7 protein-coding genes are annotated in these 15,950 nt (G+C 41.9%); 1 reads left to right on the top strand and 6 read right to left on the bottom strand.

Features of this window, described 5'->3' with window-relative positions; translation table 11 throughout:
• Window positions 1-74: 74 nt before the first annotated feature.
• From AC1DRQ_RS03500 to AC1DRQ_RS03480, 5 genes are all read right to left on the bottom strand, one after another.
• Window positions 75-2,441, bottom strand: coding sequence for an ABC transporter permease (locus AC1DRQ_RS03500; RefSeq protein ID WP_477422223.1), 2,367 nt, complete (start codon window positions 2,439-2,441; stop codon window positions 75-77).
• A 98-nt stretch (window positions 2,442-2,539) separates the two neighbouring features.
• Window positions 2,540-4,915 (bottom strand): ABC transporter permease, encoded by a 2,376-nt coding sequence (locus AC1DRQ_RS03495; RefSeq protein WP_477422222.1) that lies wholly within the window; start codon window positions 4,913-4,915, stop codon window positions 2,540-2,542.
• Window positions 4,916-4,990: 75 nt separating this feature from the next.
• Window positions 4,991-7,363, bottom strand: a complete 2,373-nt coding sequence (locus AC1DRQ_RS03490; RefSeq protein ID WP_477422221.1) for an ABC transporter permease — start codon at window positions 7,361-7,363, stop codon at window positions 4,991-4,993.
• A 92-nt stretch (window positions 7,364-7,455) separates the two neighbouring features.
• On the bottom strand, window positions 7,456-9,885 hold the full coding sequence (locus AC1DRQ_RS03485; RefSeq protein WP_429398736.1) for an ABC transporter permease: 2,430 nt from the start codon (window positions 9,883-9,885) through the stop codon (window positions 7,456-7,458).
• 93 nt (window positions 9,886-9,978) lie between these two features.
• Window positions 9,979-12,738: an ABC transporter permease gene (locus tag AC1DRQ_RS03480; protein WP_477422220.1), complete on the bottom strand. Its 2,760-nt coding sequence runs from the start codon at window positions 12,736-12,738 to the stop codon at window positions 9,979-9,981.
• A gap of 269 nt (window positions 12,739-13,007) precedes the next feature.
• Between AC1DRQ_RS03480 and AC1DRQ_RS03475 the strand changes: the two genes are divergently transcribed.
• Window positions 13,008-15,506: a M1 family aminopeptidase gene (locus tag AC1DRQ_RS03475; protein WP_477422219.1), complete on the top strand. Its 2,499-nt coding sequence runs from the start codon at window positions 13,008-13,010 to the stop codon at window positions 15,504-15,506.
• Window positions 15,507-15,681: 175 nt separating this feature from the next.
• On the opposite strand, the gene AC1DRQ_RS03470 is transcribed toward AC1DRQ_RS03475, so the two are convergent.
• The coding region (locus AC1DRQ_RS03470) for an amino acid kinase family protein (protein ID WP_477422218.1) at window positions 15,682-15,950 on the bottom strand (269 nt) is incomplete at its 5' end.

Genomic DNA, 15,950 nt, shown 5'->3' with positions numbered 1-15,950 from the left:
TAAACTCTAAAGAGGCTGTCATGCTGAACTTTTTTATTTTACTCACCACTCCAAACTCATAACCCGCAACTCCCTTACTCGCTCCTTAAACTTTTTACCGGGTTTATCAGCGCTGATTTTGCTGCCTGGAAACTTACTGTTGCCAGGGCTATCAATATGATCAAGCCTCCCGAAAAGGCAAACACCCACCATTGTACCGGCGTATGATAGGCAAAGCCCTGCAGCCATTTATCCATGGCATACCAGGCTATAGGCGATGCTATAACCAGGGCAATAACTACCAGCACCAAAAACTCTGATGATAACAAAGCGAATAGTGAGCCTATGCTGGCACCTAATATTTTACGAATACCTATTTCCTTTACACGTTGTTCTGCGGTAAACATCACCAAACCCAGCAAACCCATGCAAGAAATAAAAATTGCTAAAAATGCAAAGTAGCCTGAAAGTTGACTAACCACTTGCTCACTGTTGTATAATTTGGAATATTCCTGATCAGAAAACTGATAAGTAAATGAAAAGTTGGGGTTCAGATCTTTACAGATCTTTTCCAGTGCGGTAATGGACTGTTTGGTTTTACCGGCTTCAACACGGACTAATATCGTTCCCCAGGCTTGATTTTCTGACAGACGGATAACCAAAGGTACAATAGCCTCGTGCATTGAATTAAAATGAAAATCTTTTAGCACACCAATAATCTTCCCCTGGCGGCTACCCATTGATAATGGCTGGCCAACAGGGTTTTGATACCCTATTTTCTTAACAGCCGCTTCATTGACCATATAACCTACAGAATCGGTACCGAAATCCCTGGAGAAATCTCGCCCGTCTTTTAATTTCAGCTTCATGGTTTTCACAAAATCATACCCCACTGTAGCGTCTGCAAACGATGTAATCAGATTGGGGTCTTTCCCTGCCCATTCGATATCGCCTTTAGTATGACCAATTACAGTAGGCGACTCCTTCATTTTTGAAACAGACTGGATGCCCGGTATTTTACCCACCTCTTCCTTGAATAGATCATATTTTTTAATCAAATCACCCTCTATGGGAATATATAAAAGATTGTCGCGGTTATAACCAAGGTTTTTGGTTTGCATGTATTCCATTTGGCGATAAATCACAATCATTCCTACTATAAGTATAATGGAGAGTGTGAATTGAAAAACAACCAAGCCTTTACGGAAAAAAGTTGCTCCCCGACCGAAGGTGAGACTGCCTTTTAAAACCCGGACAGGGTTTAACGACGACAGGAAAAACGCGGGATAACTCCCCGCTACAATGGCCGTAAATAGTAACATGCCCAATATAGTTATCCAAAAAACAGGTTGCTCAGCAGGTATAAACAGATGTTTCCCGGTAAGATTATTAAATGCGGGTAGCAGGGCAATCACCAGGATAACCGCGAGTATCATAGAAACAAATGTGAGCAGCACGGCCTCGCTCAAAAACTGCCCTATTAAGCTTGACCGTGCCGCTCCAATAACTTTCCGGACGCCAACTTCTTTAGATCGTTTGATGGAACGTGCAGTTGCCAGGTTCATGAAATTGGCACAGGCAATTAGCAAAATAAAGATAGCCACAAGACTAAAAAGATGTACATATGCTATACGCCCTCCATCAATTTGGCCATTTTTAAACGTAGAGTTAAGATATTTTTCGGCATATGGCTGCAAGTATAGTTCCGTATGATTGTTATTTGTTGCTGACTCATACAGGTTGATAAAGTTTTTGATCTTAGCAGTTACTTTAGCAGGATCAGCGTCGGCACGTAATTGCAAAAAGGTAGCAGGGCTGGCATTAGTCCAGTTATTTACCCAGGTGTTTTCCTTTACATATGCTTTCCAGCTTCTCAAAAAATCAAATTGTTGGGAAGAATTGACCGGCAGGTTTTCAAAAACCGCTGTAACCTGAACATTGTCCTTGTTCTCATAACGAAGGCTCTTCCCAATGGCTTTCTCTGCAGACCCAAAAAAAAGTTCAGCCATTTTCCGCGAGATGGCAATACCAGCAGGCGTATTCAAGGCTGATTCGGGAGTACCCTGCAATAGCGGATAACTAAACATGCGGAAAAAGTCGGCCCCGGCAAATGTCCCTTCCATTTTAACGATCTTATCGCCTGATTGAAACGTCAACGGATGTCCTTGTTCCAGGCCGCTTGCATATTGTACTTCCGGTATTCTTCTTTTTAATTCCTCGGCTAATAAACCTTGCGTAAGATAATTGGCCTCAATTTTACCATCATAAGACTGGCGTTCATAAACCTGATACAACTGTTTGCCATTGACATGAAAACCATCTACGCTTTGTTCATCCTGCACCCAAAGCATGATCAACAGACTGCAAGCCAGGCCAACCGAAAGACCCGAAACATTTATAAATGAATGCGATTTATTTCTGACGAAATTTCGCCACGCGATTTTTAAATAGTTCTTGATCATTGTTATATGTTTTAAGCTTAAAGCTAAAGGCACAAAGCCTAAGGCTCTTATATAATCTTATTTATTGCTTTCGGCTTTTAGCCTTAAGCTTTCCGCTCTTACTCGCTCCTTAAACTTTTTATAGGGTTAATTAATGCTGCTTTTGCCGCCTGGAAACTTACGGTAGCCAGGGCTATCATGATAATTACACCACCCGAAAGGGCAAATACCCACCATTGCACCGGCGTACGATAAGCAAAACCCTGTAGCCATTTACCGGTAGCATACCATGCTATTGGCGATGCTATGAGCAAGGCAATTACCACCAGCACCAAAAACTCAGATGATAACAAAGTAAACAGCGAGCTTACACTTGCACCCAATACCTTGCGGATGCCTATTTCCTTAAACCGCTGCTCGGCCGTGAACATGGCCAGGCCTAATAATCCCAGGCATGAAATGAAAATAGCCAGGAACGCGAACCCGTTTGACAGTCTGCCCACTATCTGCTCGTTTTGATATAGTTTCTGGTATTCGTCATCAGAAAAAGTATAGGTAAACGGATAGGCTGGGTTAATCTGCTTGCACAGCTTTTCCATGCTGGCCAGCGCCGCACGGGTTTTGCCGGGCTGTGTCCTGATCAGGATGTTGCCATAAATTTCATCTGCCCTTGATCTGATAATTAAAGGCATTATTTCTTCGTGCATGGAGCTAAAGTGAAAGTCCTTTATCACGCCAATTATTTTGCTTTTGCGCCCCCAGAAGGTGAGTGGCTGTCCAATAGGGTTTTTATATCCTATCCGTTTTAAGGCCGCCTCGTTCAGTATAAGGCCAACGGTATCGGTAGGGAAATTCTTAGAGAAATCGCGCCCCTGAAGCATCTTTAGCTTCATAGTTTTCACAAAATCATAACCTACCGAAGTTTGGGTGAACTGGATATTTACGGTCTGGTCCTTGCCAATCCAGTCAACACCACCGGTGCTGTTCGGGATGTTGGTTGGCGCATTGGTCATGCGGGTAACCGATTGTATGCCAGGCATGGTCAAAGCCTGCTCCTTAAACAGATCGTATTTGTGAAGAAGCTCTCCTTCAAGCGGTACATAGATCAGGTTTTCGCGGTCGAATCCCAGGTTTTTGGATTGGATATAGTTTATTTGCCGGGAAACAACTATAGTACCGGTAATTAATATAATTGATAGTACAAACTGGAATATAACCAATCCCTTACGGAACAAGGTAGTGCCCGAATCTAACTTCAGGGTGCCCTTTAATACTTTAACCGGGTTAAACGACGATAAGAACAAAGCCGGATAGCTGCCCGATACCAAACCGGTAACCAAGGTAATACAAACCACCTTTATCCAAAAACCGGTTTGGTTAAACGGCAGTTCAATTTGCTTTTGGGTTACCTGATTAAAAACCGGCAGCAATACAACCAAAAGCAGCAGGGCTATCATTACCGAAAGCGAAGTGATCAATAATGATTCACTGATGAATTGCTTTACCAAAGCCGACCGTACAGCGCCAACTACCTTGCGTACACCAATTTCCTTGGCCCGCTTAACCGAGCGTGCGGTGGTTAAATTCATGAAGTTGATGCAGGCTATGAGTAAAATAAATATGGCCACAATGCTAAAAATGCGTACATATTCAATCCGGCCTCCGCTAATTTTGCCATTATCAAAACTGCCATGCAGATATTGTTCACTAAAGGGCTGCACACCCAGATCAATGATAAAGGTTGATGTTTTACGGTTGGTGTTGTTATAGGTATCTAAAAAATGGATGATCTTTTTTTCGAACTGGGCCGGATTGGTGCCTTGTTTTAGCATGACAATGGTCGACGGTCCCTGGTTGCCCCAGTCAAGGGCCCAGCTGTTTTCCTGTAAAAAAGTATACCAGTTAACCAGGTAGTCGAATTTTTGCGAGGAGTTTTTGGGCAGGTTTTCAAATACAGCGGTTACCTTAAAGTTTTTACTGTTTTCATAACGGATGGTTTTGCCTATGGCCGCCTGCGGGCTGCCAAAAAAGTCTTCGGCCATTTTGCGCGATATGGCCAAACTTACCGGTGAGTTTAACGCGGTTTGTGCATTGCCCTGCAGCAGCTTAAAACTAAATATGTTAAAATACTCGGCACTTGCCGATGAGCCCTTCTGCTTCAATATCTTGTTACCTACCTGAAATGTATTGTTTTGACCAAACCCTAAACTAACGGCATGTTCAACCTCGGGCATTACCTTTTTCATTTGATCGGCGGTAGGGCCGGGAGTATTATACGAACCGTTAATTTTATGATCAAAGTAATGCCGCTCATATAAGGAGTATAAACGATCACTGTTTTTATAAAAACTATCAACACTCAGCTCATTTTGCACCCAAAGCAAAATAAGCAGGCTACACACCAAACCAACCGAAAGACCGGCAATGTTGATAAAGGTATGCACCTTATTCCTGACAAGGTTGCGCCACGCGATTTTTAAATAATTCCTGATCATAACAATTAGTTTATTGGTTCAATTGTTCATTAGTTCATTGTTGTTTTTGCCTTTGACCTTTATCCTTTCACCTCATTATTCGCTTCTCAAACTTTTAATCGGGTTTATCAGCGCCGCCTTTATTGCCTGGAAGCTTACCGTTAGTACAGCGATAAGTATAATAGTAGCTCCTGACAAAGCAAACATCCACCATTGTATGGGCGTACGGTAGGCAAACCGCTGCAGCCAGTGGTTCATAGCATACCAGGATACAGGCAGGGCAATAAACAGCGCAATAACCACCAGTACCAAAAACTCCGATGACAGCAGCGCGAACAGTGAACTTACACTCGCACCTAATACTTTACGGATACCTATTTCCTTAATACGCTGTTCGGCCGTGAACATGGCCAAACCCAATAAGCCCAGGCATGAAATAAATATGGCCAGGAAAGCAAACGCGTCTGAAAGTTTGGTTACTATCTGCTCGTTTTGATATAATTTCTCATATTCCTGATCTGAGAAATTATAAGCGAACGGGAACGATGGGTTAATTTGTTTACACAAGGTTTCCAGGCTGGTCAACGCCTGTTTGGTTTTACCTGGCTGGGTTTTTACCATTACCGTTCCCCAACTTTCCTGCTCTCTTGACCTCACCACCAAAGGCTGGATCTCCTCGTGCAGGGAGTTAAAATGAAAATCTTTAACCAGCCCTACAATTGTACCCTTCTTACCCCAAAAAGTTAGTGGTTTGCCAATAGGATCTGCATATTTAATCCTTTTAAGCGCGGCCTCATTAATGATATAACCTACAGAATCTGTCGGGTAATCCTTAGAAAAATCGCGTCCGGCCAGCATTTGCAGCTTCAGGGTTTTTACAAAATCGTATCCTACCGATGCCTGGGTAAACTCAATGTTAATATTAGGATCTTTACCTTCCCACTGTACATTACCTGTAGTGTTTGACATGTTAGTTGGCACGCTGCTTATGCGGCTTACCAATTGTATACCCGGCATACGCAATGCCTCTTGTTTAAAAGTGCTGTATTTAGATATCAGATCGCCGTTCATGGGTACGTATATCAGGTTTTCACGGTCATAACCCAGGTTTTTTGATTGTACATAGGCCATTTGCCGGGATACAACAATAGTAGCGGTTATCAGTATAACCGATAAAGCAAACTGGAATATAACCAGCCCCTTACGGAACATAGTGGTGCCCGAATCTAACTTCATGGTACCCTTTAGCACCTTAACCGGGTTAAACGACGATAAAAATAAAGCAGGATAACTGCCCGATATTAAACCGGTTATGATAGTTAAAGCTGCCAGTTTTACCCAGAATAAAGGCTGATTAAAGGGCAAATCAATCTCTTTTTGGGTGATCTGGTTAAACACCGGTAATAAAAGCACCAGTAAAACCAGCGAAACTGCTACAGCCAGCGAGGTGATGAGTAACGATTCGCCGATAAATTGTTTGATCAAAACCGACCGTACCGCGCCTACTACTTTGCGCACCCCAATTTCGCGGGCACGTTTAACCGAACGCGCCGTGGTAAGGTTCATAAAGTTAATGCAGGCTATCAGTAAAATAAAAATGGCCACAATGGTAAACAGATGTACGTATTCAATACGGCCACCTTCAATTTTACCATTATCAAAATTGCCATGCAGGTAACCTTCGTCTAAACGCTGCATGCCCAGTTCTTCGGTAAAAGTGCCTTTCTTTTGATCTTTATTTAAATTGTCTAAAAAGTGGGTGATCTTTTTTTCAACCAATGCGGGTTTGGCATCGGCCCGTAACATGATCATGGTGGCCGGTCCATTATTGCCCCAGTCTTTCGCCCAATCATTCTCTTCCAGGAAACTATACCAGTTTCTTACAAAATCGTATTTTTGTGATGAGGCTTTGGGTACATCTTCAAACACTCCCGTTACCTTAAAATCCTTTTTGTTTTCGTAACGGATGGTTTTACCTATAGCGGCCTGCGGGCTGCCGAAAAAAGCCACCGCCATTTTGCGGGAGATAGCCAAACTTACAGGCGAATTTAACGCGGTTTGCGCGTTGCCCTGTAATAACGGCACGCTCAGCATTTTAAAATAATCGTCGCCGGCATCGGCACCATTCATTTTTAGTATTTTATCGCCAACCTGAAAAGTATACTCGTCTCCGTATATCAAATTTGAAGCTGCTTCAATTTCCGGGATCTGCTTTTTTAGCTCATCCGCAAGCACACCCGGTGTACCATACTGCCCATGAACTTTATTATCATAATATTGCCGCTCATAAACCGAATACAGGCGGTCGCCATTTTTATGATAAGCATCTACGCTCAGCTCATTTTGTACCCATAATAAAATAAGCAGGCTGCAAGCCAGCCCAACCGAGAGGCCTGCGATATTTATAAAAGTGTGCGCCTTGTTTTTGATCAGGTTGCGCCAGGCGATTTTTAAATAGTTCTTGATCATTGTTATTTATTTTTTTGCTTAAAGCCAAAGGCACAAAGCCTAAGGCTCCTTATTTATCTATTTAATTACTTTCAGCCTTGGGCTTTTTGCTCTTATTCCGTCTTCAAACTTTTAACAGGATTCATTAATGCGGCTTTAATGGCCTGGAAACTTACCGTTGCCAAAGCAATAATAATGGCCAGCAACCCGGCCAGGGCAAACATCCACCAGCTTATATTTATACGGTAAACAAAAGCTTGCAACCATTTGCTCATACCCCACCAGGCTATTGGTGTTGCAATTACTATAGCTACCATAACCAGTTTTAAAAAGTCTTTTGATAATAACCCCACTATACCCGATACACTTGCCCCCAATACCTTACGGATACCAATTTCCTTGCTCCGCTGTTCGGCGCTAAAGGCGGCCAAACCAAACAAGCCCAGGCATGAAATAACAATGGCTATGAGCGTAAATGTGTTAATGATCTGCGACAGCGTGATCTCGTTGTCATATTGCTTTTGCACTTCGCTATCCAGGAATGAATATTCAAAAGGCGCGTCGGGAATGTCTTTATGCCATATTGTTTCCATTTTTGCCAGCAGGTTTTTAAAATTTTTACTATCGGCAGATACAACAATGGTGTTCAGATCACTCTGCTGACCATCATAAACCAACATAAAGGGCTTTACCTCGCTATGCAGGGAGTTATAATTAAAATCTTTCATTACCCCGGCTACCTCAACAAAGGTTACGGGATTAGGCTCATATTTGGTATACAACCGGGTACCGGGAGCGGTTTGCGGGTTTAAGCCTAAGCGTTTGGCCAGTGTTTCGTTAATTAACACCCTTGATGAATCACGTTGTCTGAAATCGCGACCGCTGATCATTTTTATCCCATTTGCTTTTACAAAGTTTTCATCGGTATTTATATTTTGCGCGTCGATAGCGGTTGCCATATTGCCGCCGGCCAGGTAAACACCATGATCATGCGGCACAAACTGGCCTAAATAATTATCGGAGTTGCTAACTGCTTTTACCTCGGCCAGTTGTTTCAGGTCGTTGGTAAAATCAGGCATTTTGCGCTGGGTAGTATTGGTGTAAAAATTAAAGATCAGTTTTTGGCTTTTATCAAAACCCAGGTCCTTATTTTTAATATAGTTAAGCTGACTGTAAATCACAATGATACCGGTTACCAGTACAATTGATAAAACAAACTGAAACACCACCAATGATTTGCGAATGCCTGCTGCCGAAATATGACTGGTAAAATTGCCTTTTATCACCTTTACTGCCTTAAAGGCCGATAGATAAAAAGCAGGGTAACTACCCGCAACCAGGCCTGTAACCGCTACCAGGCTCAGCAACATAAGCCAAAGCTTGTAATTTGTAAAAAACGATAAATGTATATCTGTACGGGTTACCTGGTTTAAATAAGGGAGCAGTACCATTAAAAGTGGCAGTGCTATGGCTACTCCAATAAGAGCCAGCAAAAACGACTCGCCCAAAAATTGTTTTATCAGGTCGCCCTGGCCTGCGCCAATTACTTTTCGTACACCAACTTCCTTGGCACGTTGGGATGCACGGGCGGTGGATAGGTTCATGAAATTGATGCAGGCAATTACCTGTATCAATACCGCTATCAGTATCAATATGTACAGGAACGACGGATCGAGTGTTTTGGTCAATTCATGTTCGAATCCGGGCGTTGTATGTATGGTTGTAATTTGTTGCAGGTGCAGCACTTTTTTCATGCCTATCTCCTTCATTTGCGCCGCACCATACTTATTTAAAAAGTCGGGCAGCTTTTTTTCAAGCGCTGCGGCGCTGGCATCGGGCCTGAGCTTTACGTAGGCGTACAGAAAGTTATTGCCCCCCCAGGTATTGTTCTGTCGAACGTATTGGCCTAATCCGCCGCTATTCATGGCCATAAACATACTGGCATGAATATGTGTTTTACCCAGGCTTTCGTCAATTACCCCGGTTACTTTAAAATCATGTTTGCCAAATGAATTATCAATAGATATCATTTTACCTACCGGGTCTTCATTTCCAAAAAGTTTGTCGGCAACAGGTTTAAGAAGTACAAGTGAATAAGGTTCGGCCATTACTTTTGATGCATTCCCGCCAACAAAGTGATAGCTGAACATATCAAAAAAGGTTGAGTCGACATAAGCTGCATCCTGTTGATAAAATGATTTTTCCTTATAGCGCAACAAGTGTTGTTTAGCGCCAAAGCCTTCGGTGGTTACAACGCGTGTAAATTGCTGCACTTCGGCAAAATCATTTTTCATGGCCGGTGCAATGGGTGGCGAGCTTGCTGCCCCGTGATGCTTATCGCCGCTTAACTCCAAATCAGTTGTAACGCGGTATATATTTTGCACATCTTTATGATGCTTATCATAACTATATTGATCCTGCACATACAGTAAAATATACAGGCAACATAAGGTACCGGTTGCCAACCCAATAATGTTGATGAGGCTAAACGTTTTGTTCTTTAACAAAAACCGCCAGGCTGTTTTTAAATAACTTTTTATCATTGTTATGTATTTTAGCTTAAAGCAAAAGGCTCAAAGCCTAAAGCTTTTTATATATTTTATTGCTTTCAGCTTTACGCCTTCGGCTTTTAGCTCTTATTCGGCCTTCAAACTATTAACCGGGTTCATTAACGCAGCTTTTATGCTTTGATAACTAACTGTAAGCAGCGCTATTATTACAGCAACTGCTCCGGCCAGGGCAAACATCCACCAGCTTATGGCTATGCGGTAAGTAAAATCCTGCAGCCATTTGGTCATGGCCCACCAGGAAATTGGCGATGCTATAACTATGGCTATAAATACCAGCTTTATAAAATTCATAGATAATAGGGTAGTTATATTGCTGATGCTTGCACCCAATACCTTACGGATACCAATTTCCTTGCTCCGTTGCTCGGCCATGAACGCTGCTAAAGCAAACAGACCCAAACATGCAATAATGATAGCTAATACGGCAAATGTGGTGAATATGCGGCCCATGCGTTGCACATCGGCATACATGCCGGCAAAACGTTCATCCATAAATGTATATCGGATAGGCTGGTTGGACGCGAAGTTTTTCCAGGTTGAACTGATCTGCGCCAGCGTATTCTTTACATCACCGGTTTTTATTTTTACCGATACTATAGAGTTACTGTTACCCAGGTGCATCGCCAACGGGTCTATCCCGTCTCTCAACGATTCGAAATTAAAATCCTGCACTACGCCAATGATCAACATTGGCCTACCATAATTGGTGATCCGTTTACCCACCGGGTTTTTGAGATTGAGCTTTTTTGCTAAAGTTTGATTAATAACATATGCTTCCGAATCGGTTTTCAGCGCGGGGTCGAAATTGCGGCCTGCCACTATTTTCATCCCGAATGTTTTAATGTAATCGGCATCTACATCCCAAAACTGGCCACCAACACCGGCCTCAATTTTTTCCTTACCTGCATTATGAAATTCGTTACCATTTCGCTTGGTGCCTGATACCGGAAGAAAATCGCTTATGGACACACTTTGCACTGAGGATAATTTCAGCAGTTCATTTTTAAAGTTCTTTACTTCATTATTTAAAGTGTTGGTACCCTGTATCATCACTACCTGATCTTTTTCATACCCTACTTTTTTATTGAGGATAAACTGCATCTGGTTATAAATAACAACCGTGCTGATGATCAGAATAATAGATGTAGTAAACTGAAAAACAACCAGACCATTACGGAGCATCGAACTTTTACTGCCTATACTTAGCTTACCTTTCAGTACTTCTACAGGTTTAAAACCCGAAAGATAAAATGCCGGATAAATGCCGGCAACTACGCCGATTAAAACTGCAGATACAAGTATAGCCGGTATAAACCACCACTGCAGCCAGGGCATGGTGAGTGTTTTGGACGCCAGGACATTGAAATAAGGAAGCAATACAGTAGCCAATATTAGCCCCAATACAAAGGAGAAAAAACTATAAATTAATGATTCGGTTAGGAACTGGGTGATTAGCCCGCTGCGCTGTGAACCTACCACTTTGCGCAAACCCACTTCTTTTGCCCGGTTGGCAGATTTTGCTGTTGACAGGTTAATGAAATTAATACAGGCAATAAATAAAATAAAGATGGCTACCGCGCCAAACAACCATATAAACCGGATATCGCCATGTTGCATTCCATCATGTATATCATACGAGTGCAGGTTGATATCCTTAACATTCTGCAGGTACATTTTTAGCACATCTGCAATTTTTGCTGCGTTTTTATCCCCGTTTTTTAACATACTCGGGATAAAATAATTATTGATTATATCATCGTTGATCTTTTTTCCAAGTACAGCAACATTAACTCCTGGCTTCACCAACAGATAAACGCTGTAGTTACTGGCGTTCCAGGTTGTTTGCTCTTCATCCCAAAATTTAACTCCTGTAAGTGTTAATAAAAAATCATAATTGAGGTGGGTGGTTTTAGATAAATCCTGCATTACGCCGCCAATTTTGTATGGCTTGGTTTTATCATTATTAAGGTACATTACTTTGCCAACAGGGTTTTGGCCAGGGAAATATTTATCGGCTTTACTTTTTGATATCACCATGGTAAGCGGCTCAGCAAGCGCGCGTGCCCTGTCGCCATAAACCATGCGTAGCTTCAATATGTCAAGCAACGACTGATCGGCGTATGCAAAGCCCTCTTCATGGGTATTTTCCACGTTTTCGGCACGCCTTAATTCATTACTGCCTGCACCCGAGAACAATGAATTGGGCATGAGCCTGCCAAATTTCTCAACTTCCGGGAAATCAGCTTTAACCGTGCGGCCCATTACAGCAGGCCAATCAACTCCTTTTCCGTCAAACCCATCAGCATGATATTCCCCAACAACCCTGTATATGCGATTGCCATCCGGATAGCTCTTATCAAATTTCAGTTCATTACGAATGTATAACCCAATAAGTAAACAAGCTGCTATACTAAGGGCAAAGCCTCCAATTTTAATGGCAGCGTACATTTTCTGTTTGCGCAGTTGTCTTAGTGCTATTTTTAAATAATTTTTGATCATCGTGGGTTTATTCAAAAAGTTAAAGCCCTGTATAATTTTTTTATCTGCCTTATTGGGTTTAACAGGAGGTTTATCCTGTTGCTCTGGAGCATTGCTCCTGACCTCTGCCGTTTTTATATGTTCCTGTATCTTTTTAAAGAGGAAATGGCTGTTATTTTCAACCTTTTGCTTCTCATCGTTATCCCACCAATCAAACATGAGCTTCACGGTATTATTTAAGGCAGGGTTTTCCTGCAGCAGGGCATTTAGCTCGCTCAACTCTTCCTCCGAAGCCTCGTTAGCTAATTTTTTTGTCGCCAGGTTCCAAACATGATCCTCTGTGTTCATAATTTATCAATAGGCTTGCCTTGTTTAAATGGATATATTCTACTAAGTATATAGAATAAAATATGTGCCATTCATTTAACTATCTAATTATCAATTAATTAAATATTTAACACATTCACTACTGTACGAAACCGAACAGCGGGTGTTCGCTTTTATACCGTTCTGTTATCAAATAAATCATACACATAGTAACATAAAATATTTCTGTGCGTCATAGGTACTTTAAAGTCAAACTTTTTAGTTTGACAGCAAAATATTAATATTGCTATATGACTGATCTCAAACCATTTTCAACGTTACTGTTATCATGTATGTTAACGGTAGCTTTTACTTCATCCCATGCGCAGGAGGCGCCCAAACCGGAGGATCCGGCATTAAAAATTTTCCGTGCAACACCAACCAAGGTGAACGATCTGGTGCACACCAAACTCGATGTGCGCTTTGATTATAAAAAACGTTACCTGTACGGTAAAGAATGGGTTACGTTAAAACCTCACTTTTATCCAACCGATAGTTTAAGACTTGACGCCAAGGGTATGGACCTTAAAAACATATCGGTGGTAAAAAACGGTAAAAATATACCGCTAAAATTTACTTACCAGGATAGCCTTTCGGTTGCAATTAAACTGGATAAAGTTTATCGCAACAGCGAAAGCTATACCATATACATTGACTATACCGCTAAACCAAACGAATTAAAGCAAAAAGGCAGCGCGGCCATTAATGATGCTAAAGGTTTATACTTCATAAACCCAGATGGTACTGAAAAGGACAAACCAACCCAGGTATGGACACAGGGCGAAACCGAAAGCTCATCGGCCTGGTTCCCTACTATTGATAAGCCAAGCCAAAAAACTACCGAAGAGATCAGCATGACCGTACCTGCTAAGTATGTTACGTTATCAAACGGCAGGCTGGCCTCACAAAAAACAAATACCGATGGCACCCGTACCGATACCTGGAAAATGGAGTTGCCACACTCGCCATATCTGTTTATGATGGCCGTTGGCGATTTTAAAATTTATAAAGATAAATGGCGCAACAAGGAGGTAAACTATTACCTGGAGCCTAAATATGCCCCTTACGCCAAAGAAATATTCGGCTTTACTCCCGAGGTGATCGAGTTTTACTCCAAAACTTTAGGTGTTGATTACCCGTGGAACAAATACGCGCAAATTGTAGTACGCGATTATGTGAGCGGCGCTATGGAAAACACCACTGCAACATTACATGGTGAATATGTACAGGGTACGCACCGCGAGTTGATAGATGCTTATTTCAACAATGGCCGCAGCACTATTGTGCATGAACTGTTTCACCAGTGGTTTGGCGATTATGTAACCGCCGAAAATTGGAGCAACCTTACCGTGAATGAATCGTTCGCCAATTTTAGTGAAACCCTGTGGGCCGAGCACAAATACGGTAAAGATGCCGGTGATGAGCATAACCATGATGATATGCTGACCTATTTAAGATCGGCAGATGGTAAGACTAAAGATCTGGTGCGTTTTCATTACGCTGATAAAGAAGACGTTTTTGATGCGGTTACTTATCAAAAGGGCGGCCGTATTTTAAACATGCTACGTAACTATTTAGGCGATGCCGCATTTTTTAAAGGCCTGAATATCTACCTGAAAACAAATGCGTTTAAAAATGGCGAAGCCCAGCAGTTGCGTTTAGCGCTTGAAGAGGCCAGCGGACTTGACCTTAACTGGTACTTTAACCAGTGGTATTACGGTGCAGGTAACCCAGTGTTAAACATTAGCTACAAGTGGGACGATGCCACTAAAACACAAACCGTTTACCTGCAACAAAGCCAGGACGGACAAACCTTCAAATTGCCAATAGCTATTGATATTTATTCGGGTGGTAAAAAAGAGCGCCATAAAGTATGGATGAGTGATAAAGCCGATACTTTAACTTTCCACGTGGCGGCCAAACCCGATTTGGTAAATGTTGATGGTGAAAAAATACTGCTTGCTAAAAAAACTGATAACAAAACAATTGAAGAGTTTTCGTTCCAGTATTTTAATGCGCCATTATATATGGACAGGTATGAGGCCATTGAAGCGGCAGCAGCCAATCAGAAAGAAAAACCCAATCAGAAAATTATACTTGCGGCTTTAAAAGATAAATATTACGGACTGCGCATTAAGGCTATCAAAGCGTTAAACCTTACTAATGATGATGTACGCAACGCTGCCCAGCCTATCCTAACCTCGCTGGCCAAAACCGATGATAATACACTGGCAAAGGCAGCAGCAATTATAGCTTTGGGTAAATTAAAAATGGCAGGCAATTTAACGCTGTTCAAGGAATCATTAAACAGCGAATCATATGCTGTACAGGGAGCTGCTTTAACCGGCATCGGTTTGTTAGATCCTGCACAAGCTTTGCCTTTGGCTAAAGGTTTTGAAAAAGACAATAAAGGAGCGTTAACTACGGCAATATTTGGTTTGTATGCCGCCAACGGTGGTAACGATCAGTGGCCTTATGTTTATGACACCTTTACTAATGCTACACTACAAAATAAATTTAACAGCGTAAGGGCTTTGGCCGAAATGACCGGCCGGGTTGAAAAACCTGAGTACGCTCAGCAAGGTATTGCAGAGCTAAAGGCATTCGGCATTAAATATAAAATGTATGGAGCCGATCAGTTTGTAAGTCAGGTGATGCTTGATATTAAAACCAAGCGTACCCAAATGAATGATACCACATCGGCAAATGTTGCTGATGGTGTTATTAAAGCTATGGCACCAGCCAAGTAATTGATACTATTTATAAACAAAAAGAGGCCGCTATTTAAATGGCGACCTCTTTTTGTTTAAAGCATTAACTGTCATGCTGAACTTGTTTCAGCACCCCATCGGCCAATTAATCATCATGCAGAATACTTTGCGTGTGGGATCCCGAAATAAATTCGGGATGACGAGAATATTAGGATTAGTGCACCAGCGTTCCAATAGGTTCGCCTTGTGCAATCTTCATAAAATTGCCTGACTCATTCATATCAAACACGATGATAGGCAGTTTATTTTCGCGGCAAAGGGTTATGGCGGTCATATCCATCACGTTTAATCCTTTGTCATATACTTCCTGGAACGATATTTCATCATAACGGGTAGCAGATGGATCCTTTTCAGGATCGGCAGTATAAATACCATCAACACGTGTACCTTTTAATACAACATCTGCCTTATTTTCTATAGCAC

This window comes from Mucilaginibacter sp. P4_E8 (genome assembly GCF_056401495.1).
The sequence above is the reverse complement of the archived record's forward strand: the minus strand, read 5'-3'. Positions and strand labels throughout refer to the sequence as shown.

Bases quoted from the DNA above. Each gene is read 5' to 3' on its own strand.
- AC1DRQ_RS03500 (WP_477422223.1), bottom strand. From the start codon at position 2,441: ATGATCAAGAACTATTTAAAAATCGCGTGGCGAAATTTCGTCAGAAAT.
- AC1DRQ_RS03495 (WP_477422222.1), bottom strand. From the start codon at position 4,915: ATGATCAGGAATTATTTAAAAATCGCGTGGCGCAACCTTGTCAGGAAT.
- AC1DRQ_RS03490 (WP_477422221.1), bottom strand. From the start codon at position 7,363: ATGATCAAGAACTATTTAAAAATCGCCTGGCGCAACCTGATCAAAAAC.
- AC1DRQ_RS03485 (WP_429398736.1), bottom strand. From the start codon at position 9,885: ATGATAAAAAGTTATTTAAAAACAGCCTGGCGGTTTTTGTTAAAGAAC.
- AC1DRQ_RS03480 (WP_477422220.1), bottom strand. From the start codon at position 12,738: ATGAACACAGAGGATCATGTTTGGAACCTGGCGACAAAAAAATTAGCT.
- AC1DRQ_RS03475 (WP_477422219.1), top strand. From the start codon at position 13,008: ATGACTGATCTCAAACCATTTTCAACGTTACTGTTATCATGTATGTTA.